Source organism: Sphingomonas sp. PP-F2F-A104-K0414, assembly GCF_004340945.1.
Classification (GTDB): domain Bacteria; phylum Pseudomonadota; class Alphaproteobacteria; order Sphingomonadales; family Sphingomonadaceae; genus Sphingomonas.
The window spans coordinates 526,712-547,536 of the sequence record NZ_SLYD01000003.1 but is presented as its reverse complement, the minus strand read 5'-3'; the positions used below and the strand labels follow the sequence as shown (position 1 = coordinate 547,536).

The window sequence follows — 20,825 nt, the reverse complement described above, 5'->3', positions numbered from 1 at the left end:
ACGTTGTGCGCGGTATGATGTATTCTTCTCTAACGATCAAACGTGAAACCGATGGCCAACAAATCGTACGGCGCCCCCGCGTCACCGACGCGGTCGGCGATGTGCTGCGCAATGCCTTTGGTGAACAGGATGGCTTACCCGCCGATATGGCGCTGCTTTTGCGCCAACTGGATGGAACGGGTCAGAGCTTCCACTGATCGGGAAGCCACCCGGGCGGCACCAGCTTAGCTAGGCCATGATTTGGGCACGCCTGTCCGAAGCGGTCCAGCGTCGCCGACCCATTCCGGCGTCCACGGCGCCGCGTAACTTTCAGACAGTGAACTACGGCACCGACCACCCCGGAATATCTCCGGGGCGACAGCTATGCGTCGCAGTTTATCGACCGCGACTCAGATGTTCGACGTCACCCATGATCAAGTCGAGCGCCGTCTTACTGGTGTCCGTCTCATGATCCCGGCGTGATGGCAGCGAGCCGTCGGTCAGGATCGTCTCCAACGCGACGCGACCGCGCGCGACGCGGCTCTTGATCGTGCCGACCGCGACGTTGCAGATTTCCGCGGCTTCTTCGTATGCGAAGCCACCCGCACCGACGAGAATCAGCGCCTCGCGCTGTGGCTGCGGCAGATGCATCAACGCACGCTGCATGTCGCCGAGTTCGACGTGACGATCCTGGCTAGCAGGTGCGGCGAGAATGCGGTCTGCTACCAGATCGTCCCACTCGCCCTTGAAGCGCGCGCGACGCATCTGCGACAGATACAGGTTGCGCAGGATGATGAAGGTCCAGGCGCGCATGTTGGTGCCAGCCTGGAACCGCAGACGCGCCGCCCAAGCCTTGAGCAGCGTCTCCTGAACCAGATCGTCCGCGAGATCGCGGCTTCCGGATAGCGAGCGCCCGAACGCACGCAGATGAGGGATCACCTGCGCAAGCTGAACCTTGAACTCGGCGTCGGACAAAGAGACATGCTCCACCGGCGCGACGACTTCGTCGATATCGTCCTCATCGTCGGTATGTGGAGCAGGCTGAACCATGAAAATCCTGTCAGTATCGATCGTTAGCTTACGAGCGCGTCATCGGACGTGCTGCACCAAGCGTAGCAGGTTGCAGGCAAACATAGGCGTTCAAACCGGCAATGCCAGCCATGTACGCCTAACTTATGTCAGCGAATAACGAGGAAGCCAAATATCGCTATGACGAGCACCAGGGATATGACGAGGATATACCGGGTCATATGCGGGGTAGAGCCTGCGCGGGCATCTTCGGTGGCAATATGAATGGGTTCGTTGGGATCAGCCATGTCGAGTAAACCCCCGAAAACCGTTTTGGGTCCGCAACCATTTACGGAAGCGAACCCAAGATGCATCGACACGGACACGCGATCAAGCGGTTGGAAAAAACTGACCGCTACTACCGCATGTCAGCAGCTGATCTTACGCGACAGGAACGGTTGCCTGATCGAAGAACAGCGCCTGGCTGATCGCCGCCTTCACCGTGGAGCGCTGGAACGGCTTGGTGATCAGGAACGTCGGCTCGGGGCGCTCGCCGGTCAGCAGACGCTCGGGGAATGCGGTAATGAAGATCACCGGAACCTCGAACTCGGCAAGGATATCCTTGACGGCGTCGATGCCCGAACTGTCGTCGGCAAGCTGGATGTCGGCCAGCACGAGGCCCGGCCGCGTTTCCATCGCCAGCGCGACCGCTTCGTCGCGGGTAACGGCAACACCCGTTACATCGTGGCCCAGATCCCGAACGATCGTCTCGATATCCATCGCGATGATCGGTTCGTCCTCGATGATGAGGACCTTGGCCCGCGTCTGGCTCTCGATCTCGGAAAGCGCCTCGGCGACGAGATCGTCGACTTCGCTCGAATCGACCTCGATCAAATAGGCCGCGTCCTCTGGCGTGAAGCCTTCCATCGCGGTCAGCAGCAGGGCCTGACGCGACAGTGGCGTCATACGAGCGAGACGCGCACGGGCGACTGCCTCATGACCGCCGCCGTCCGATACCGTTTCATCGGCAACTTCGTCGAAATTGGCTGAATTCCAGATCACCTGGAACATCCGATACAGGCCCAGGCGAGGATCGACGTCCCGCGGAAACTCTTCGGGTGCGGCGACGATCGCCTCGAGCGTAGCGCGCACATATTTGTCGCCGTGCATCTGACTGCCGGTCAGGGCCCGGCCGTAGCGCCGCAAAAAGGGAAGGTGCGGTGCGAGTTGCTGTCCAAGCGACATGGGTAACGAATACTCCCTGATCCTACGCGGCCCCTCATGTGTCGGGTGCCTCGTATCATTGCAATGGCGATAGCCGAAAAAGCATCCTTTGGTCCAAAAGGCACATACGGCTGGACCAAAGGTTCGATTTTCGCTTGAACAGGGAACTAACGAGACAGTGTTTGGTTTCACCTCCATCGTAGGCGACTCCGCAACCCGCTCGACATCCGTCGTGGCGGGTTTGCATATCGCCCTTTTGTGACATGGTATGCCAGATGATCAGGTTCGCGTCGTGCAGGGGGAAGTTTTGAGTTTGGGCCACGACACGCAGAATACAGTGCCTGCTACCACCTCCACAAAGGGGCCGGACAAGGATCAGCAAATGGGGTCGGCCCTTCGTTCGGTTTATCAAAAGACCGTCGATGAGGCGATCCCGGAGGATCTGCTGGACCTTCTTGGCAAGCTAGACTGAGCGCGGGCCGCATGGCCTCGCCGCAAAATTCCATCCCAGTTCAGCCCGCCGTAACCGCCATTGCCGCCGAGCATGACGACCAAGCCGACGGCCGACGCGAAACCCGGCTGATTTCGGCGATGGGACGGGTGCCCACGGGCGCCAAGCTGTTCTTGATCCTCAGCGCGGCATTGTTGCCGTTGGCGCTCATAGCCGTTTTCGCAACCTTCCAGACGACTCGTCTGGCCGATACCGAGGCACGGGCGCGCCTGCGCGTGACCGCGAACGAAAGTGCTCGGGCGATCGCGATCGAGTTGGTCGGCGACATGACCGCGTTGCGGGTCGCGGTGAACGCGCTCGGTAACGATCCCGCCGACGCGCCGAGTTGCGCGCGTGCCCAAGGGGTATTTGCCCAGCAATCCTCCGCCGGTACACGGTTCGTCATTACCGATCGCGCCGGCGCCGTATTATGCGGCACGCCGATCCCGATGCCGGCGGCGCTTCGCCAGACCGATATGCCGATCACCGCGGATATCATCCCCAACCGCGGGCTGGTGCTGGCGATCTCTGGGCCCGGTGGCGATACGTTCGCCCGCGCCTATTTCCCGCAGCCGTTCCTCCAGAAGATCGGCCGCCCGTCCAGCCGCGCACTCACCTTCAGCAGCGCGCTGGTGCTCGACGAAGATGCCTTGACGCTCGAGACCATCCCCGACGAACGCCCGCTCGATCGCATGGAGACGATGCGGACCGATCTGGGCGTTGCCGGGATCGCCTTGCGCACCAGCATCCGAAGTGCGCCGGTCACCTCGTCGCTGGTCGTGGCGATGCTGCTTCCCTTGTTGATGTGGCTCGCAGCAGCAAGCATCGCATGGTTCGTCGTCGACCGTCTGTTGATCCGACCACTCCGCCGTCTGCGTGGTGCAGTCGCTGCGTTTACGCCGGGTGAGACGCTCGATCTCGGCGAGGTCCGGACGTTGCCGGCACAGGAAATCCGCGAACTCGGCGACACCTTCCAGGCGATCAGCCAGACCGTGGCGCTGCACGAGGCCGGGCTCGCGGAGGGGCTCGTCCGCCAGACCAAATTGACGCGCGAAGTGCATCACCGGGTCAAGAACAACCTACAGGTCATTTCCAGCCTCATCAATTTCCATGCGCGTAGCGCGCCGAGCGAGGATGCGACGGTGGCCTATGCGTCGATCCAGCGCCGCGTCGATGCGCTCGCCGTGGTCCACCGTAATCATTTTGCCGAACTCGAAGAGAATCGCGGCCTGAACCTGCGGACGATGATCGGCGAACTGTCGGCGAACATTCGTGCGACCGCGTCCGAACGATCGCATGGATTGGGGATCACGCTCGATATCGATCCATACCTGGTCAATCAGGACGTCGCCGTGGCGATCGCGTTCCTGGCGACCGAAACGATCGAGCTGGCGATATCGTGTGATCCCGCCGCGCAGATCCGGATCGTCGTCAAGTCTGCCGACGCCCCCGAACGCGCGCTGTTGCGTGTTGTCTCGCGCGCCCTCGTGGAGAGCGATGCATTCCGCGAGGCCGTCGTGCGCTATGGCCGCGTCATGGAAGGCCTGTCGCGGCAGTTGCGCTCGCCGTTGCACCACGACCCGCTGGTCGGCGCTTACGAGATCGCGTTCGCAGTCAAGGGGCGCGACTGATCGGCAGCAAGTCGCTGACGGTTAATACTTGTTAGCCCTAGTTTTTTTCGGATAATCGTCGCGCGACGGGAACATCTTGGGGCGGTCGCCGTTCAACATTACGGACAGCGACTTTATGCCCCCCCGCTCTCGCTGTCCAAGTCATAGGCCCGGATGCATCACCCTCCCCCCCCGGTGATGCATCCGGGCCTTTATCGTTCGGTGCGCGATGCCCGTGCGCAAGCCGCTGAATCCGCGCAAATAGTGCCCGGTCGATCGGAACGAACCGCCATCCCGAACATTTCACCCCCGGTGGCATTCGTGCCTTTTCTAGGAGGAAGTTTCATGCGTAAGTTGGTTGGATTGGTTGTCGTCGCAGGCGCGCTCATGGTTTCGGCATGCAACACCGTTGAGGGTGCAGGCAAGGACGTGGCATCGGCGGGCAAGACCGTCGCGAAGACCGCAGACAGCGCCAAGTAAGCCTCGCGCTTTTGATACGGAACGGGGTCCGGTGCACATGCACCGGACCCCGTTTTCGTATCGGTCTTTGGTAGCCTTCAGCTTTCGACGATATCGGTGGACTCGCCCTCGACCGCCTTGGCCTTTGCCCGGCTACGCTCGGTGAACCAGATGCCGATCAACGCGAGTTCGTACAGAATGACCAGCGGGATCGCCAGCAACAGCTGCGACCCGATATCCGGCGGCGTCAGCACCGCTGCGATCGCGAAGGCCGCAACGATCGCGTAGCGCCGCGCACCGATCAGCTGCTTACGCGTGACGATCCCTGCCCGCTCCAGCAGCATCAGCAGCACCGGCAGCAGGAACGAGATCCCGAAGCCGAACAGGAATTGCATCGTGAACGAGAGGTAGTTGCCGATCGCCGGCAGCGCCTCGCGGTGAATCCCGCCGACCATCCCGTCGAACCCGAGCAGGAAGTGCAGCGCCATCGGAATGGCGATGTAATAGGCCATCGCCGCGCCGGTCAGGAACAGCACCGGGGTCGCGAGGATGAACGGCAGGAGCGCACGCTTCTCCTTCTTGTACAGGCCCGGCGCGACGAACTGCCAGAGCTGGTTCGCGATCACCGGGAACGACAGCATCATCGCCGCGAAGAACGCCACCTTGATCTGGACGAAGAACGCCTCGAAGATCTCGGTATAGATCACCTTGTTCTGCCCCGCCGCGAGCAGCGGGTGGACCAGGAAGCCGAAGATATCCTCGGCAAAATACATCGCGATCCCGAACGTCACGACCAGCGCGGCGATGCAGTACAGCAAGCGCCGCCGCAGCTCGATCAGATGGTCGAGCAACGGCGCCCGGCTTGCGTCGATCTCGCTCATGCTATGCTTTCGGCGTTTGGGGAGGCGTTCACGACCATGACACTCACGATGACGCTATGTCGGACTTGCCGGTCTTGTCGTCGGGATGGACCACGGTCGAGACCGGGCTATCCAGAGCATCCTTACCACGATCCGCGAGCGGCTTACCGTCATGGTCGGTCGGAACCGCAGCCGTGTCGGACGAGGTGGCGGTAGACGAGGCGCCAGTGGATGAGGCGGCGGCGGACGATGACGCGGCGGGGGGAGCGCCGTCGGACGGAGCGGCAGCCACTACCGGCTTCTCGACCATCACCGGCTCGTTCGTGTGATCGTCCGCATCGTCGATAGACCGGTAATCGCGCCGGTGCTCTTCCGTTTCCGGCGAGTGCACGACCTGTGCAGTATCCGCGGCTGCGTCCGCACCCGTTTGCGGATGCTCGCGCATGATGCGTTCGTTTTCCGACGCCCAGCGCTTTTCCATCTCTTCGAGTTCGGCCTCGCGAACCATCGAATCGAAGCCAGAGCGGAATTGTCGCGCGACGCCACGCGCCTTGCCGACCCAATAGCCGACCACGCGCATCGCCTTGGGAAGGTCCTTGGGACCGATCACGACGAGCGCGACGAATGCCACGAGCAGGAACTCGGAGGGCGCGATATCGAACATTCAGCCGCGCCTATCTAGGGTCTTCAACTCTGCCAACTTCAAGCACGATCGCTTCAGGCAGGACGGTCGTCGCGGACGCGATTGCCGTCGCGGTCGAACGCGGGATCGGCAGACTTCTGCGCTTCGATCCGCGCCGACGGCTTGGCCGGCGTCTCGTCGTCGTTCTCCGACATGCCCTTCTTAAAGTTCTTCACGCCCTTCGCGACGTCGCCCATCAGGTTCGAGAACCGACCGCCGCCAAGAAGGAGGATCGCGACTACCGCGAGGACGAGCAAGTGAATCGGGCTAAAACCGCCCATGGCCATTCTCCTGAAAACTGGACCCTATCTAAGGCTCATCCCGTCCCAATGCCAGAGATTGCGCCACCCCACTGCCATCTTCATCATCTTCAAGCCGATCGAAGGCGAGATCGACCGGATCGAGCAGCCCCGCAGCGCGCAGATCGTCGATCCCCGGCAGGTCGCGGCGGCTCGCCAGCCCGAAATGGACGAGAAATTCGGGGCTCGTCGCGAACATAAGCGGCCGCCCCGGCACCTCGCGCCGCCCCGCCGGTTTTACCCAGCCCGCCTCCATCAGTACGTCGAGCGTCCCCTTAGAGATCTGCACCCCGCGAATCGCCTCGATCTCCGCGCGGGTGACCGGCTCGTGATAGGCGATGATCGCCAGCGTCTCGATCCCCGCGCGACTGAGTTTACGCGGCTCCTCGCGGTCGCGGCGGAGCATGTGCGCCATGTCCGGCGCGGTCTGGAACTGCCAGCGTTCGCCGCGCCGGACGATATGGATACCGCGCCCGGCATAATCGGCCGTCAGCCGGCCCAGCGCCGCGCGGACATCGCCCGCCCCGACATGCGCGCGGATCGAGTCGATCGTCAGCGGGCTCTCGGCCGCGAACAGCACCGCCTCCACCGCGCGTACGTAATCGTCCGGCAGCGTCATGCGCGCGCCCTGAGATAGAGTGGGGCGAAAGGCGAGGCCTGACGCAGCTCGATCTTGCCCTGTCGCGCGAGTTCGAGTGCCGCGACGAAACTCGATGCGAGCGCCGAGCGCCGCAACCGTTCGCCTGCTTCGGGCAGGAAGCTTTCGATCACGCTCCAGTCGATCCGTTCGCCGACCAACATCGACACGCGCTCCAGCGCCGCCTCCAGCGTCATTACCTCACGGTCGGCGACGACGTGCATAACGGGCCGCATCCGCGCGGAAATCCGACCGTAAGCGGCGATCAGGTCGAAGATCTCCGCCTGCCACGCCGCCTTCCGGACCGTCCGCAGCCCTTCGGGTGCCCCACGCAGGAAGACGTCACGCCCGGTACGATCGCGCGCCATCAGCCGGGCGCCGGCCTCGCGCATCGCACTCAGCCGCTCGAGCCGGAGTTGCAGCCGCAGCGCGAGTTCTTCCGGGTCCGGCTCGGCGAGCGGATCGCGCGGCAACAGCAACGCCGATTTCAGATACGCCAGCCACGCCGCCATCACGAGATAGTCCGCCGCCAGTTCCAGCTTCAGCGCGCGCGCGGAGTCGACATAGGCGAGATACTGCTCGACCAGCGCGAGGATCGAAATCTTCCGCAGATCGACCTTCTGCCCGCGCGCGAGCGATAGCAACAGATCGAGCGGCCCCTCCCACCCGTCGAGATCCAGCGTCAGTTGTGCGTCGCTCATTAGGGCGAGATACAGGATCGTCGGCGGTTCGGCATCCGTGAAAGGAAGGGCGGGCGATAGACTCGCGCCACTCGCTTATGCCCCGTGAGCATCCGGTACCGCGACCTCTTACGCATCGGATTTCCGCACGGCCGTCCAGCCGTCCAGCCGTCCAGCCGTCCAGCCGTCCAGCCGTCCAGCCGTCCAGCCGTCCAGCCGGTTTTTCGCCGTTTTCGGATCGATGCAAAGTCTGTAATTTTCGCATCAACTGAACAATGTTTTTCCTGTTGGATCGACAAGCTAATACTCGGCTAGCCCCTCAAGGAGAAATTCCGTGCTGTCCCTTCTAGCGTTAGCGATAGTCGCCAGTAACAATCCCAGCTCTGCTCCATGCCCAGGTACAAGCACGATAGAGGTAAATGCGTGCCTTGCAGCGCGCTTTGGTGAGGCCGATGCCGATCTGAACGGCTACTATGTCATGGCCGTTCGGCGAGTTCGCAATGAGCGCGGAGCCTCCGTAGCCAAAGGGCTTATTCAAGCTGAACGATCATGGCTGTCGTACAGAGACCCAGAATGCGGCACTGTTTTCGAGAAATATCGTGATGGTACAATCAGAACCAGCATGGAGATTGAGTGCCGCACTCGACTTACACGTCTCCGCACTTATGTGATCTGGCGCAACTGGCTGACTTATCCAGATAGCACACCTCCTTTACTACCACGCCCTGCCATCGATAGTGCTTTGTCAGATGGTCGTGGGTAGCGGAACGGCTGCTCCTCAGGACAGCAAAGCCCGGTGCAAAATTTCGGGTTTTTGCATCGATGCGTGCATGTTTTCTGTCAGGCTCGCTCCAGCAGCGCATCCCGCGTTGCGATCAGTTCCGCAAAGTCACCCTGGGCGGGTCCGACCGACGCCATCGCGCAGTCGAGCCGCGCGCGCGATATCTCCGACATCTCCCCCAGCCGCCCGGCGATCTCGACCATCTCGTCCATGCGGGCCCAGCAGTCGAGGACGATGTCGCAGCCTGCAGCGATCGCGCCCGCCGCCTTGTCGCCGGCAGTCCCCGACAGCGCCTTCATATCGATGTCGTCGGTCATCAGCAGCCCATCGAAGCCGATCCGCTCGCGGATGATCCGCTCGATCACGATCGGCGACAGCGTCGCGGGGCGGTCGGCGTCCCACGCGTCGAAGACGATGTGCGAGGTCATGCCCATCGGCGCCTGATTGAGCGTGCGGAAGGGTTCGAGGTCGATCTCGAGTTCGGCATCGGACGCGGTGACTGTCGGGAGGTGGTGGTGCGTGTCGAGCTTGGCGCGACCGTGACCGGGCATGTGCTTGACGACACCAACGACGCCGCCTTCTGCCAGACCCTCGAGCATCGCCCGACCCAACGCCGCCACCCGCATCGGGTCCGACCCGTAGGTGCGGCACGACACCGCCTCGGTCGTATCCGGCTGCGACACGTCGAGCAGCGGCGCGCAGTCGACGGTGATGCCGACCTCGCTGAGCATCACCCCCAGCGCCTGACCGTTTGCGCGCGCCGCCTGGATCGCAGTCATCGGCGCACGCTCGTACGCCGCGTCGAACACCGGGCCCGCAGGGAATGCGGGCCATTCAGGGGGCCCCATCCGCGCGACGCGTCCCCCCTCCTGGTCGATCAGGATCGCCAGATCGTCGCGTCCTGCCAAGGCACGGAGCGAGTCGGTCAGCGCGCGGACCTGCGCGCGGTCGACGATGTTGCGCTTGAACAGGATGTAGCCAGCAGGCTCGCACTCGGCGAAGAACGCGCGTTCCTGGGGCGTGAGGACGGGGCCGGACAGGCCGAAGATGACGGGCTTCATGACTGGGTCCTAAACCGAAAAAATTTTCTTACCGTTCGCCCTGAGCGAAGTCGAAGGGCCTGCGCGACATAAGGCCACCATCCCGGCGAAGGCCGGGGCCCAATTGGGGGACGGTCATGACCAAGGGCAGCATTTTGTTACTGTGACCTTTCCAGTTGGGCCCCGGCCTTCGCCGGGGAGGTAGTAATTCGCGAAAATCGCGCGTGAGCAACCGGGAACGCTCAATAATCCTTCGACACGCGGACGTTCGCGCTCTGACGACCGAGCGTCGAGATGCTCGACAGCAGCGACAGCCAGCGGGTGACCTGGAACTCGACCTGGGTGGCGGAATAGCCCTGCCCGTCGGTGACGATCTCCGCATATAGCCGCCGCGTCACGTATTTGCCCGCCGCGATCGACGTCCCCTGCCCGGTCTGCGGGTCCGCCGGCAGGATGCGCAGGCGGTCGAGGCCGGCCGCACGGCGCACCGCGTTGATCGGGTTGAGGCCATTGCCGCCGCCCTGCAACGCCGCGACCGCCGCCGCCAGTTGCAGCGCTTCAGGTGCCGACAGGTTGGTGATCGAGGTACCGAACAGCAGGCGGGAGAGCAGCTCGTCCTCGGGCAAGGCGGGCGTGCTGGTGAAGCTGATCTCCGGTTTCAGCGCGTAACCGGTCACCCGGATCGACGCGCTGAGGCCGGTCGAATCCGCATTCGCCTCGATATCGAGCGCGGGGTTCGCCGGCACCTGTCCGTCGAAGCGGATCACGCCGCGTGCCAGCTCGAACTTGCGCCCGGCGAACTCGTAGTCGCCGCGGATCAGCGTCGCGCGGCCGGTGATCGCCGGGTTCTCGGGCTGGCCGGCGATCTGGAGGTTGGCGGACCATTCGCTGGTAAGCCCGAGCCCGCTGACCATCACCTGGTTCGGCGCGCGCGCCTTGATCGCCAGCGTCCAGGGCTTGGTCGGCGTCTCGATCTCCTCGCCACCGTCGGGCAGGTTGATCTCGCGGATGTTGAGTTGCGGCACCGCGCTGGCGGCTGTGGCCTGGCCGAGGCGGTAGCGGCTCTTGTTCAACACCACGTCGCCCGCGATCGTGCCACCGGAGCCGTTCGACTTGAACGTGAGCGGTCCGGAGACGGTCGCGCCGATGTCGTCGCGGTTGATCATCACCGCCTTGTCGGCCTGCAAGGTCAGGTCGAGGCCGACACCGTTGGCGGCGGCGAACTCAAACTGGCCGGTGCCGGTGACTCGCCCGCCCTTGCCGGCGTCGGCGCCGAACCGGTCGATCACGAGTCGCGATCCGCCGAACCGGCCGCTCGCCTGGACGTTGGACAGGACGGTGCCGGTGGTCGCGCTCTCGATCCGCGCGCCGTTCGCCTGGACGATCCCGCGGAGCGTCGGGTTGGCGAGGGTGCCGACGACGTCCGCGCCGATCGCGACCGGGCCCGACAGGTCGAACAGCTCGACCCCGGTGAGACGCCAGAGCGTGTCGGCGGGGCCGCTATACCGCAGCTGTCCGAACAGGCGGGCGTTGCTGATCCGCGAGGCGAAATCCCCCTGCCCGAGCGGCGCGAGCTGGGCTTGCGCACGGCCGATCGTCTTGCCCGCCGACGCGATGACGGCGCGCAGGCCGAGCTTGTCGGGGGAGAGCACCGCCGCGACGCCGACGTCGATCGGGCGTGACGAGAGAACGAGGCCCGCGCGGCTGAGCCCGCGGATCGTGACGTTCGCCTTGCCGGTCGGCGCGGCACCGTTCGCGGTGGCGACCGTGACGCTCCCCGACGCGCTGCCGCTGAGGCCGAGCCCGGGATAGGCGATGTCGAGGATCGCGAGCGGCATCCGCGTCAGGCTGGCGTCGATCGCGGTGCTGGCGGCGGTGAAGCGGCCGCCGACCTGTGCCTCGCCCCCCGAGAAGCTGAGCTTGGTCGGCGCGAGGTGCCAGCCGTCCTCGGCTTGGGTGACGACTGCCGGGGTCAGCAGCTTCAGCGGGCGGCCATCGAGCGTGCCTTGCGCCGAGATCGCGTAGCTGTTGGCGGTGACCTGCGTCACGCTCTGGATGTCGAACGCCCGGCCGCGGGAGCCGGCGATCGACGCCTTGATCGTGCCGACGCCGCCACGGAGCGACGCGGACCCGTTGAGCCGGGCGAGGCTGAGCGCGCCGCGACGCAGCCCGAGGCCGGTCGCGGTGGCCTCGATCGAGGTGCCGGCGGGATCGAGCAACGTGACGAAATCGAGCTTGCCCGAGCGGAGCGCGACGGTGTCGAGCGTCGCGGACTTGGCGGCGAGATGCCCTTCGATGCGCTGGATCTGGCCGACCGGGCGGAACAGGAGTTCACCCGAGATACCGCCGCCTGCGACTGCCAGCGCGCCGTTGAAGCCGCCATCGACCACCGCGACATTGCCGCTCGCGCGCGTGCCGGCGACGTTCAGTGCGGCGACCTGGATCGTCGCACCGGCACCCGGCGGCAACAGGATCGTGCCGTTTGTGGTGAACGGGCCGAGCCGCGAGCCGCCCGCCGCGGTGAACGCGAACCCTTGCGGCGTCGGATCGAGATGCGCGCGGACGTTCGACAGGCCGAGCGTCGCATTGGGGCTGGCGAAGACGAGGTCGAGCGTCGGCTTCTCGATCTGGCCGTCGAGTTTGAGCGTGAGCGGGCCGTAGGTCTGCTGGCGCCCGCCGCCCTCGAAATGGAAAGTGCCATCGCGCCGGCGATACCCACTGCCGGTCAGCCGGATCTGCGGCGCGGTTAGCACGAGGTTCGTGAAGTGCAGGACGCCGTCGGTGGTGCGTTCGAGGTCGGTGGTGATCCGCGGCAACCCGCCCGCGAGACTGCGGAAGAAGGCGTTGTCGAGCCGCACCATGTGCGCGCGGCCTTGGCCGATGACGCGCGTGCCCTTGCGGTTCGGGCCGGGGACGACCCGCAAGGTCGATTTCACGTCGACGATGCCGAGACCGGGGATCAGATACCGCCCCAAGCCACCGTTGATGCCGACCTCGAACTGACCGTTGCGCAGGTCGACCGCCAGATTGATGCTGCCGGTGAGCTTGTCGGACCGGAGCTTGAGGGCGTCGCCGGTGAGTAGCGTCGGCGTCACGCGGAGCAGCCCGTCGACCGACAGGTTGCGCAGGATCCCGCCCGCCACGCTGCCGACTCCGGTCACCCGCGCGGCGGTGAAGCGGATCGGGACGGTCACCGGCGCGGCGGACAGGCGGCCCTTGCCGGCGGCGTGCGCGTTCTCGAAACCGGTCTGGTCGAACGCGAAGCGGCTCGCGTCGAGGCGATAGTCGAACGCCGCGGTCGCGAACGGGCCGTCGAGGATTGCGCGGAGCTCGACCATGTTGCCGGTCATGTTGTCGAACAGCGCAGGCGGTCGCAGCAGCCGCGCCTTGATCCGCACGTCGCGGTAGGCGTTCGCGCCGAGGTCGACGATTCCCGTCGTATCGATCGCGAGCGCGGGGGTGCGCAGCGAGAGTTGCCCATCGAGCCGGCGGTTGGCGAACCCCGCGCTGCCGTTGACGAGCACGCGCGGCGCGGTCAGCCGTTGCAGGCGACCATGCAGCAGCGACGACGGCGAAAGCGTACCCGACAGCGTGTAGCGCCCGGCGACTTGGGCGAGCGCGAGGTCGACGACTCGAGTCGCGCCGATCATGCCGTTCGCGCGGCCGTGCCACTTCGCCCAGCTGCCGTCACCGGTGACCGCGAGCGCGACCGGCCCCTTCGCCTTCACCATCCGCGCGAGCACGCCGCCCGCGGCCCCCTTTGCGGCGACGTCGATGTCGAAGCGGTCGCGCGCTGGCTCGGCATCGATCCGCAGCTTCAGATCGTCGCTGCCGGCAACGCGTGCCTTCAGGTCGACCAGCGTCCGGCCCGAGCGGATGTCCGCGCGCCCTTCGAGCGTACCGATCCGCTGCGTTCCCAGCACGCGCTTCGCCAGCGTCAGCCGCCCGACCGAGAGCTTGCCGATATGGATATCGAAATCGGGCAGGATCGGGCCGCGCGTCTCGGACGGCCGAGTGCGCGGCGTGTGAGTCAGGATCGCGCGATCGACGATCAGCCGCTGGATCTCGAGCCGGTTCGAAAACCAGTCGAACGGCGACCAGTCGAGCGTGACGTTGGGCGCCTGGAAGACCAGCCCCTCAAGATCGTACACGCGCAGATCGATCAGCCGCGTATCGCCGTATAGCGAGCCGTCGATCCGCCCGACCGTGAAGCGTAGCCCGTTGGCGGTCTTGATCGCCGCGATCCGGTCCGCGACGAAGCGGTGGCCGATCCCCGTGTCGACGATCAGCAACGCGGTACCGACGATCACGAGCAACGCCATGATGGCGCTGACGATCCACCGCCACCACGCGATCCGACGCTTCGGAAGAACGACGTCTTCGGTCAAAACGCCTGCCCCAGCGAAACGTACACGGCGATCCGGCTATCGCCCGGTTGCGGATTGATCGGCGTGCCGACGTCGAGACGGATCGGCCCGAAGTTCGAATAATAGCGCACGCCAATCCCGGTGCCGTATTGCAGCCCGGTGAATTTCGGCAGCGGCGAGGTGTAGATGTTGCCCGCGTCGAGGAACGGCACGATCCCGAAGCTGCCGAGTACGCGCACCCGCGCCTCGATCGAGAATTCGGTCAGGCTGCGGCCGCCGATCGGATCATTATTGGGGTCGCGCGGGCCGATCGACTGATAGCCATAGCCGCGCACCGACGCGCCGCCGCCGGCGTAGAAACGCCGCGACGGCGCGACCTGATCGCGCGGCGCGCCGACTATGGTACCGAGGCGGGTGCGCGCGGCGAGCACCACGCGCTCGCCGAACGGCTGATAGACGCTGCCGTCGAACTGCGTCCGCGCATAGCCGAACACCGAGCCCTGCAACGATACTTCAGGGCTGAGCCGCCCGCCGAGGCGGAATCCCTTGGTCGGGTTGAGCAGATCGTCCGAACCATCGTAATTGAGGCTGGTCGGTAGCGCGCCGATGAAGAAGGTACGGCGGCGTGGCGCGCCGGTCGACAGGATCACGTCGCGCTCGTCCGACGCCAGCAGCTCGGCACCGACCGACCAGGTCCAGGTCTTCTGGAAGAAGATGTTGGTCTGGCGTTCGAGGCTGCCCGCGAGCGAGAACGTCTTCGCATCATAGGCGTCGCGGTTTGTGTGCACCGCAGACGCCTGGAGCGTCAGCACGCGGTCGCGCGCCTGGAAATTGTTGCGGCGGAACACGATCGAGCCGAGCTGTTCCTGCGTTCCCAAGACGCCGCGCAGCGTCAGCGCGCCCTCGGGCGGAAACAGGTTGCGGTGCGTCCAGCTTAGTTCCGCGCGCGCGCCCTCGCCGGTACCATAGCCGAGTTCGCCCGCAACGGTATGCGGCGGCGCGGGGTCGAGCTTGACCGCGACGTCGACGGTGTCGGGCGAGGCGCCCTGCACCGGCTTCAGATCGACCGAGGACACCAGGCTGGTCTGGATCAGCGCACGGCGGAGATCGTCGAGCTTGGTCGCGTCGTACAGATCGCCGGGCGAAAAGCGCGCGATCTCCGCGACGTGGTCGGCGCCGAACACGCGGTTGCCGGGCAGCGCAAGGATCTGGCCGAATTTGCGCGCGCCGCCGGGTTGCACGGACAGATCGAGCGTCGCGGTGCGGGTGGCGTGATCGACGACGATCGCGGGGTCGCCGACCTTGGCGAACGGAAAGCCCTCGCGACCGATCTGCGTGGTGAGCTTCGCCTGCCCCGCGACGATCGCGTCGGAATTGACCGGATCCTCGGGCTTCACGCCGAACGCGGTCACGAGCCCCGGCGCCTTGTCGCCCGCCGCGGCGATGCCATCGATCGTCACGCCCTTGAACGTATAGAGCGTGCCGGGGGTGGCCGACAGCACGACCATCGGCTTCGCGCCTGGCTCGACCCGCGTGACGACGTTGGCATCGTAATAGCCTTGCGCACGGAGCAGGCTGTTGAGCAGATCGGCATCTTCGTGCGCCCGCCGATCGAGTTGGGCGGCGTTTGCGGCCTGGTGGTCGTTGGCGTCGAGCGTCGACAGGGCGGCGAACCGCTGGCGAAGGAGAGCGTCGTCGATGCCGTCGATCCCGTCGATCCGCCATGCATAGCGGCTCTCCGCATTGGCATCGACCGCGGCGATCGTCGCCGCCGGGTCCATCGGCGACGTCGTGAGGTCAGGCCAGGCGACACCGATATCGGGGAGCGCGGCGAGCGGCGAATTGGGGTCGAGCGACATAGGCGTATCGGCCGCCGTGCCGCCTGAAGGCGTTGCCAAAGTCTGCGAGGGAGCAGGCGTGATCTGTGCACCCGCGGCGGATACAGCTCCGGCGGTCGTCAGAACGAAAAAGGCGGCGGCCGGCCCGGCTCGCCCGACGCGGAACACCATGTCCGGCTCCTAGCCGGGCTTGTCGTGACGGAACAGTATGTAACGCCGTATTTCCGCCACGTTTCATCCAGGCATAGGCGTGTCATAAGGCTTGGGCGCTCGACGGCAGCGTAAGTAGCCCGGCGCGACGTGAGGCCGGCATCGCATAAACCGGATAGGGAGCATCGAGCAGCGCCGGGTAGCTGGCATCCGCGCGCGGCGCGTGGCAGGACAGGCCGATGGCCGATCCGACTTCCCGCGACACCCTCCCCCCCCACAAGGACCCCAGCGCCGCGGGTGGATTCCTCGTCGCGCTCGGCATGCTGGGCGGCGCAGGAGTCGGCTTTGCGATCGGGCAGGCCACGCCGGGGTTTCTGGTCGGGACGGGACTGGGCGTGATTGCGGCGGTTTTGGTGTGGGTGAAAGACCGACGGTAGAGGCCGCTCCAGGCTACCCACTCCCTCCTCCGTTCGTCCTGAGTAGCCGTCGAGTAGCTGCAACGCAGCGTATCGAGACGGCGTATCGAAGGACAGGTTGGCGCGCGGCCCCCATGCTTCGATACGCGCCCTCGATACGCTCCTGACGGAGCTACTCGGTCGCTACTCAGCACGAACGGGGGTCAGCACGAACGAAAGTCGGCACGAGCGGTGGTCGGCACAGACAGGCGGACCCGGACAGATCGAACTCGCGATCCTCCCCCGCCAGGGGGAGGTGTCGCCGAAGGGGACGGAGGGGGAGGACACGCAACGGCGGTTGCTCTTTCCTCCCCCTCCGTCAGGCTCACGCCTGCCACCTCCCCCTTGCGGGGGAGGATCGCACGGACCCGATACGTTCACCGCCTCAACGCGGCTCGCGCATTTGCCACACGACGCGGCCGATCACGGCGATCCGCCCCTGCGGAATCGGTCCCGCCGCGGGGTTGTCGCTGGTCGCCACCAGCTGCCCACCTGCCAGCGCAACCCGCTTCACCATCACCGCGTCGTCGATCCGGATGACATACACCCCGCCCTTCGCACGCGGCGTCCGGTCCGCGGTATCCACTACGATGTGATCGCCGTCGAACAGCCCCGGCTCCATCGAACTGCCACGGACCCGAATGATCGCCGCCTGCCCGTCCTTCAACCCAAGCTTCCGCGCCAGCGTCGGGTCTAGCGTATCGGTCCCCAGCACGATCTCGCCATCGACCTGCGCACCCGGCCCCGCGGACGCAGCGACATCGAGCTTGGGCATCCGGAAACCCGTCACGCGATCGGGTGGCGCGCCGAGCACGGCTTCGCTCACGCCGAGATACGCTGACAGCAATCGCCGATCGCGTTCGCCTAGGGTTCGCGGCGATCCGCGGCGGACATATTGCTGGAGATACGCCGCATTGCGCCCGAGCATCGCCGACAGCGCCGCAAGGCTATCACCGCGCGCCGCCGCCAGCGTCGCGAGCGCAGTCCTGGGGTCGGGATCGGATGCGATTTTCGACACCACCCGACCCTAGCGTAGGAAATTTCCTAGACAAGTAGGATTTTGCGGAACAGATCAAGAACATTGCAAGGGACTCGGGAGGAACGACGGTGACGATTCTCATGAAGATCGATCGATATCTGCGGCAGACCGGCATGCCGATGACCAAGTTCGGGCGGCTGGCAGTCGGCGATCCGCGGCTCGTGCATGACCTGCGACGCGGGCGGCAGGCGCGCGAACCGATGGTGGCGCGGATCGAGGCGTTCATCGCGCGGAACGGGGCATGAGAATGGACGCGATCCGCAGCCCCGATGCGGGCACGCTGCTAATCCGCGCGCTTCGTTGTCACGCGAGTGCGGCGGGCCTGACGATGCACGTCGAGTCGATCGCGTGCACCCCGTGGGCGAGCGCGACGTTTGTCGGGACGCTCCACCGCCTGACGATCGCGGCGGTCCCCGTACCCGGTCTTCGAGACTGGATCGATGGCCTGCCCGACGCGGAGTTCGCGCTGCGCGGGCATATCGTCGCCGATCTATCGGTCGACTGCGTTGAGTCGATCGGCGACCGGGAGCACGTGACGATCGCGGTACTGACGCTGATCGATGCTTAAACGGCTCGTCAGGGCTGGACTTTCGCCTGCCGAACCACGAAGTCGGCGGTCAACGAAGGAGATGCAGATGGCCGGGATGGGCAAGTTCGATTGGGCGGATCCGTTCCTGCTCGACGATCAGTTGAGCGAGGACGAGCGGATGATCCGCGACAGCGCGAAGGCCTATGCCGACGACAAGCTGGCGCCCAGGATCATCGACGCGTTCCAGCACGAGCATACCGATCCCGCGATTTTCCGCGAGATGGGCGCGCTCGGGTTGCTCGGACCGACCATCCCGGAGGAATATGGCGGCGTGGGCGCGTCCTATGTCGCGTACGGGCTGGTCGCGCGTGAGGTGGAGCGGATCGACTCGGGCTATCGCTCGATGATGTCGGTGCAGTCGAGCCTGGTGATGTACCCGATCAACGCGTTCGGCTCCGAAGAGCAGAAGCGGAAGTATCTGCCCAAGCTCGCGAGCGGCGAATGGATCGGCTGTTTCGGGCTGACCGAACCTGATGCCGGCTCCGATCCGGGCAGCATGACGACGCGCGCGAAGAAGACCGCGAACGGCTATGTGATCTCGGGCGCGAAGACGTGGATCTCGAACTCGCCGATCGCGGACGTGTTCGTGATCTGGGCGAAGTCCGACGAGCATGGCGGCGGCATCCGGGGCTTCATCCTGGAGCGCGGGATGAAGGGGCTGGAGACACCCAAGATCGAGGGCAAGCTCTCCTTGCGCGCGTCGATCACCGGGATGGTGATGATGGATGAGGTCGAGGTCGGCGACGACGCGCTGCTGCCCGACGTGCAGGGATTGAAGGGGCCGTTCGGGTGCCTCAACCGTGCTAGGTACGGGATTTCGTGGGGAGCGTTGGGCGCGGCGGAGTTCTGTTTTCATGCCGCGCGACAGTACGGGCTGGATCGGAACCAGTTCGGGACGCCGCTCGCCGGGCGGCAGCTGTTCCAGAAGAAGCTGGCGGACATGGAAACCGAGATCGCGCTTGGGTTGCAGGCCTCGTTGCGCGTCGGGCGGCTGATGGACGAGGGCCGGTTCGCGCCGGAGATGGTCTCGATCGTCAAGCGCAACAACGTCGGCAAGGCGCTCGATATCGCGCGGATGAGCCGGGACATGCATGGCGGGAACGGGATTTCGGGGGAGTATCAGGTGATGCGTCACCTGATGAACCTCGAGACGGTGAACACGTATGAGGGTGCGCATGACGTGCATGCGTTGATCTTGGGGCGCGCGATCACGGGTATCGCTGCATTTTGACATCCCCCGTCACCCCAGCGAAAGCTGGGGTCTCCCTCCGCAAGGGCACGCTCCATTACCGGGAGATCCCAGCTTTCGCTGGGATGACGAACTTAGGTGACGCGTCGATGATGATGGGTGATGGGATGAGACCGTGGTGAAAGACACCCCTCTCACCGGCCTCAAAGTCGTCGAACTCGCCCGCATCCTGGCCGGCCCGTGGGCGGGGCAAGTCCTCGGCGATCTCGGTGCCGACGTGGTCAAGATCGAGAGCCCCGCCGGGGACGACACGCGAACCTGGGGTCCGCCGTTCATCGACAATCCCGACGGCACGCGCGACGCCGCGTATTTCCACGCCGCCAACCGCGGCAAGCGGTCGGTCGTCGCCGACTTTACCACCCCCGAAGGACAAGCTGTCGTCCGCGACCTGATCGCCGACGCCGATGTCGTGATCGAGAATTTCAAGGTCGGTGGGCTCGTCAAGTACGGGCTCGACTACGCTGCGCTGGCTGCGATCAATCCGCGGTTGGTGTATTGCTCGATCACCGGGTTCGGACAGGACGGCCCTTACGCCCCCCGCGCCGGCTACGACTTCATCGTCCAGGGGATGAGCGGGATCATGGACCTGACCGGCGAGCCTGATGGCGCGCCGCAGAAGATCGGCGTGGCGTTCGCCGACATCATGACCGGGCTGTATTCCGTGATCGCGATCCAGGCGGCGTTGGCGATGCGCGAGCGGACCGGCCGGGGTCAACAGATCGACATGGCGTTGCTCGATACGATGACCGGGGTGCTCGCGAACCAGGCGATGAACTGGTTCGCGAGCGGCGTGTCGCCGACGCGGGTCGGCAACGCGCATATGAACGTCTGCCCGTATGCCGTCTTCCCGACCAGCGATGGCTGGTTCATCCTCGCGGTCGGCAATGATGGCCAGTTCCGGCGGTTCTGCGACGCGATGGGCTTGCCCGAGATGCGCGACGATCCGCGGTTCGCGACCAATGCCGGGCGGTTGGCGTTCAAGGATTTCCTGTTCGCGGGGATCGAGGCAGCGACGTCTCGGGTGCCGAAGCTCGAGTTGCTCGCGCGGCTCGAGGCAGTCGGGGTGCCGGCCGGGCCGATTAATACGGTGGCGCAGGCATTCGAGGACCCGCAGGTGATCGCGCGGGGGATGGCGATCGACGTCGCGCGGTCGGATGGATCTCTGGTCCCCGGGCTTCGCACACCAATCCGGTTTTCGGATGCCGATCTCGCGACCGGGCGGGCGGCGCCGATGTTGGGGTCGTCGGAGTAGGCGGACGCCCCAGGGCATCGTCCCTTACACCGCCACCCGAAAACGTCGTCACCCCAGCGCACGCTGGGGTCTCTCACGGCAGAAGCGCGCGGCTAAAACCGGGAGACCCCAGCTTTCGCTGGGGTGACGGTTGGATC

20 protein-coding genes and 1 pseudogene are annotated in these 20,825 nt (G+C 65.4%); 9 read left to right on the top strand and 12 right to left on the bottom strand.

Annotated features, from left to right (window positions below; genetic code table 11):
* The first annotated feature begins 5 nt into the window (after positions 1-5).
* Positions 6-197, top strand: coding sequence for a hypothetical protein (locus C8J46_RS09690; protein WP_132738066.1), 192 nt, complete (start codon positions 6-8; stop codon positions 195-197).
* Between the two features lie 178 nt (positions 198-375).
* Here the strand turns inward: C8J46_RS09690 and C8J46_RS09685 are convergent, their stop codons facing one another.
* The 3 genes from C8J46_RS09685 to C8J46_RS09680 all read right to left on the bottom strand — a co-directional run bounded on the left by C8J46_RS09685 (position 376) and on the right by C8J46_RS09680 (position 2,232).
* Positions 376-1,029: a sigma-70 family RNA polymerase sigma factor gene (locus C8J46_RS09685; RefSeq protein WP_132738063.1), complete on the bottom strand. Its 654-nt coding sequence runs from the start codon at positions 1,027-1,029 to the stop codon at positions 376-378.
* A gap of 128 nt (positions 1,030-1,157) precedes the next feature.
* On the bottom strand, positions 1,158-1,295 hold the full coding sequence (locus C8J46_RS20810; protein ID WP_165886511.1) for a hypothetical protein: 138 nt from the start codon (positions 1,293-1,295) through the stop codon (positions 1,158-1,160).
* Between the two features lie 133 nt (positions 1,296-1,428).
* The gene (locus tag C8J46_RS09680) at positions 1,429-2,232 is read right to left on the bottom strand and encodes a response regulator (RefSeq protein ID WP_132738061.1); all 804 of its coding nucleotides are present in this window, start codon (positions 2,230-2,232) and stop codon (positions 1,429-1,431) included.
* 247 nt (positions 2,233-2,479) lie between these two features.
* Here C8J46_RS09680 and C8J46_RS09675 point away from each other — a divergent pair, with 247 nt between their 5' ends.
* The 3 genes from C8J46_RS09675 to C8J46_RS09665 all read left to right on the top strand — a co-directional run bounded on the left by C8J46_RS09675 (position 2,480) and on the right by C8J46_RS09665 (position 4,791).
* Positions 2,480-2,683 (top strand): NepR family anti-sigma factor, encoded by a 204-nt coding sequence (locus C8J46_RS09675; protein ID WP_132738058.1) that lies wholly within the window; start codon positions 2,480-2,482, stop codon positions 2,681-2,683.
* A gap of 119 nt (positions 2,684-2,802) precedes the next feature.
* The gene (locus C8J46_RS09670) at positions 2,803-4,332 is read left to right on the top strand and encodes a sensor histidine kinase (RefSeq protein ID WP_165886515.1); all 1,530 of its coding nucleotides are present in this window, start codon (positions 2,803-2,805) and stop codon (positions 4,330-4,332) included.
* A gap of 324 nt (positions 4,333-4,656) precedes the next feature.
* Positions 4,657-4,791: an entericidin A/B family lipoprotein gene (locus tag C8J46_RS09665; protein ID WP_132738056.1), complete on the top strand. Its 135-nt coding sequence runs from the start codon at positions 4,657-4,659 to the stop codon at positions 4,789-4,791.
* Positions 4,792-4,868: 77 nt separating this feature from the next.
* Here the strand turns inward: C8J46_RS09665 and tatC are convergent, their stop codons facing one another.
* The 8 genes and pseudogenes from tatC to C8J46_RS09620 all read right to left on the bottom strand — a co-directional run bounded on the left by tatC (position 4,869) and on the right by C8J46_RS09620 (position 16,125).
* On the bottom strand, positions 4,869-5,651 hold the full coding sequence (gene tatC, locus C8J46_RS09660) for a twin-arginine translocase subunit TatC (RefSeq protein ID WP_132738053.1): 783 nt from the start codon (positions 5,649-5,651) through the stop codon (positions 4,869-4,871).
* A gap of 412 nt (positions 5,652-6,063) precedes the next feature.
* A pseudogene (gene tatB, locus C8J46_RS21200) lies at positions 6,064-6,294 on the bottom strand (Sec-independent protein translocase protein TatB); the annotation flags it as partial.
* A gap of 53 nt (positions 6,295-6,347) precedes the next feature.
* Positions 6,348-6,593 carry a Sec-independent protein translocase subunit TatA gene (locus tag C8J46_RS09650; RefSeq protein ID WP_056416986.1) on the bottom strand — a complete coding sequence of 82 codons (246 nt, stop codon included), beginning with the start codon at positions 6,591-6,593 and terminating at the stop codon, positions 6,348-6,350.
* A gap of 28 nt (positions 6,594-6,621) precedes the next feature.
* Positions 6,622-7,230, bottom strand: a complete 609-nt coding sequence (scpB, locus tag C8J46_RS09645) for an SMC-Scp complex subunit ScpB (RefSeq protein WP_132738047.1) — start codon at positions 7,228-7,230, stop codon at positions 6,622-6,624.
* Positions 7,227-7,949 carry a ScpA family protein gene (locus C8J46_RS09640; protein WP_132738044.1) on the bottom strand — a complete coding sequence of 241 codons (723 nt, stop codon included), beginning with the start codon at positions 7,947-7,949 and terminating at the stop codon, positions 7,227-7,229. The genes scpB and C8J46_RS09640 overlap by 4 nt, the downstream gene beginning before the upstream one ends.
* A gap of 819 nt (positions 7,950-8,768) precedes the next feature.
* Positions 8,769-9,770 carry a glycoside hydrolase family 3 N-terminal domain-containing protein gene (locus C8J46_RS09630; RefSeq protein ID WP_132738039.1) on the bottom strand — a complete coding sequence of 334 codons (1,002 nt, stop codon included), beginning with the start codon at positions 9,768-9,770 and terminating at the stop codon, positions 8,769-8,771.
* Positions 9,771-9,991: 221 nt separating this feature from the next.
* A complete protein-coding gene (locus tag C8J46_RS09625; protein WP_132738297.1) occupies positions 9,992-14,071 on the bottom strand; it encodes a translocation/assembly module TamB in 4,080 nt (1,359 codons plus the stop codon).
* Between the two features lie 62 nt (positions 14,072-14,133).
* Positions 14,134-16,125: an autotransporter assembly complex family protein gene (locus tag C8J46_RS09620; protein WP_132738036.1), complete on the bottom strand. Its 1,992-nt coding sequence runs from the start codon at positions 16,123-16,125 to the stop codon at positions 14,134-14,136.
* 218 nt (positions 16,126-16,343) lie between these two features.
* Here C8J46_RS09620 and C8J46_RS09615 point away from each other — a divergent pair, with 218 nt between their 5' ends.
* A complete protein-coding gene (locus C8J46_RS09615) occupies positions 16,344-16,541 on the top strand; it encodes a hypothetical protein (RefSeq protein WP_132738033.1) in 198 nt (65 codons plus the stop codon).
* 403 nt (positions 16,542-16,944) lie between these two features.
* On the opposite strand, the gene C8J46_RS09610 is transcribed toward C8J46_RS09615, so the two are convergent.
* On the bottom strand, positions 16,945-17,577 hold the full coding sequence (locus tag C8J46_RS09610; protein ID WP_243643297.1) for a S24 family peptidase: 633 nt from the start codon (positions 17,575-17,577) through the stop codon (positions 16,945-16,947).
* An 89-nt stretch (positions 17,578-17,666) separates the two neighbouring features.
* On the opposite strand from C8J46_RS09610, the gene C8J46_RS20805 reads away from it, so the two are divergent.
* The 4 genes from C8J46_RS20805 to C8J46_RS09595 all read left to right on the top strand — a co-directional run bounded on the left by C8J46_RS20805 (position 17,667) and on the right by C8J46_RS09595 (position 20,688).
* Positions 17,667-17,843 carry a hypothetical protein gene (locus tag C8J46_RS20805; protein ID WP_165886510.1) on the top strand — a complete coding sequence of 59 codons (177 nt, stop codon included), beginning with the start codon at positions 17,667-17,669 and terminating at the stop codon, positions 17,841-17,843.
* Entirely contained in the window at positions 17,840-18,166 is a 327-nt protein-coding gene (locus C8J46_RS09605) for a hypothetical protein (RefSeq protein ID WP_132738030.1), read from the top strand. Before C8J46_RS20805 ends, C8J46_RS09605 begins: the two co-directional genes overlap by 4 nt.
* A gap of 67 nt (positions 18,167-18,233) precedes the next feature.
* On the top strand, positions 18,234-19,418 hold the full coding sequence (locus C8J46_RS09600; RefSeq protein WP_132738027.1) for an acyl-CoA dehydrogenase: 1,185 nt from the start codon (positions 18,234-18,236) through the stop codon (positions 19,416-19,418).
* Between the two features lie 136 nt (positions 19,419-19,554).
* Entirely contained in the window at positions 19,555-20,688 is a 1,134-nt protein-coding gene (locus C8J46_RS09595) for a CaiB/BaiF CoA-transferase family protein (protein WP_132738024.1), read from the top strand.
* The last annotated feature ends 137 nt before the right edge of the window (positions 20,689-20,825 follow it).

Coding starts and splice junctions, on each gene's coding strand:
- C8J46_RS09685 (WP_132738063.1), bottom strand. CDS start 1,029: ATGGTTCAGCCTGCTCCACATACCGACGATGAGGACGATATCGACGAA.
- C8J46_RS20810 (WP_165886511.1), bottom strand. CDS start 1,295: ATGGCTGATCCCAACGAACCCATTCATATTGCCACCGAAGATGCCCGC.
- C8J46_RS09680 (WP_132738061.1), bottom strand. CDS start 2,232: ATGTCGCTTGGACAGCAACTCGCACCGCACCTTCCCTTTTTGCGGCGC.
- C8J46_RS09675 (WP_132738058.1), top strand. CDS start 2,480: ATGCCAGATGATCAGGTTCGCGTCGTGCAGGGGGAAGTTTTGAGTTTG.
- C8J46_RS09670 (WP_165886515.1), top strand. CDS start 2,803: ATGGGACGGGTGCCCACGGGCGCCAAGCTGTTCTTGATCCTCAGCGCG.
- C8J46_RS09665 (WP_132738056.1), top strand. CDS start 4,657: ATGCGTAAGTTGGTTGGATTGGTTGTCGTCGCAGGCGCGCTCATGGTT.
- tatC (WP_132738053.1), bottom strand. CDS start 5,651: ATGAGCGAGATCGACGCAAGCCGGGCGCCGTTGCTCGACCATCTGATC.
- C8J46_RS09650 (WP_056416986.1), bottom strand. CDS start 6,593: ATGGGCGGTTTTAGCCCGATTCACTTGCTCGTCCTCGCGGTAGTCGCG.
- scpB (WP_132738047.1), bottom strand. CDS start 7,230: ATGACGCTGCCGGACGATTACGTACGCGCGGTGGAGGCGGTGCTGTTC.
- C8J46_RS09640 (WP_132738044.1), bottom strand. CDS start 7,949: ATGAGCGACGCACAACTGACGCTGGATCTCGACGGGTGGGAGGGGCCG.
- C8J46_RS09630 (WP_132738039.1), bottom strand. CDS start 9,770: ATGAAGCCCGTCATCTTCGGCCTGTCCGGCCCCGTCCTCACGCCCCAG.
- C8J46_RS09625 (WP_132738297.1), bottom strand. CDS start 14,071: ATGGCGTTGCTCGTGATCGTCGGTACCGCGTTGCTGATCGTCGACACG.
- C8J46_RS09620 (WP_132738036.1), bottom strand. CDS start 16,125: ATGGTGTTCCGCGTCGGGCGAGCCGGGCCGGCCGCCGCCTTTTTCGTT.
- C8J46_RS09615 (WP_132738033.1), top strand. CDS start 16,344: ATGGCCGATCCGACTTCCCGCGACACCCTCCCCCCCCACAAGGACCCC.
- C8J46_RS09605 (WP_132738030.1), top strand. CDS start 17,840: ATGAGAATGGACGCGATCCGCAGCCCCGATGCGGGCACGCTGCTAATC.
- C8J46_RS09600 (WP_132738027.1), top strand. CDS start 18,234: ATGGCCGGGATGGGCAAGTTCGATTGGGCGGATCCGTTCCTGCTCGAC.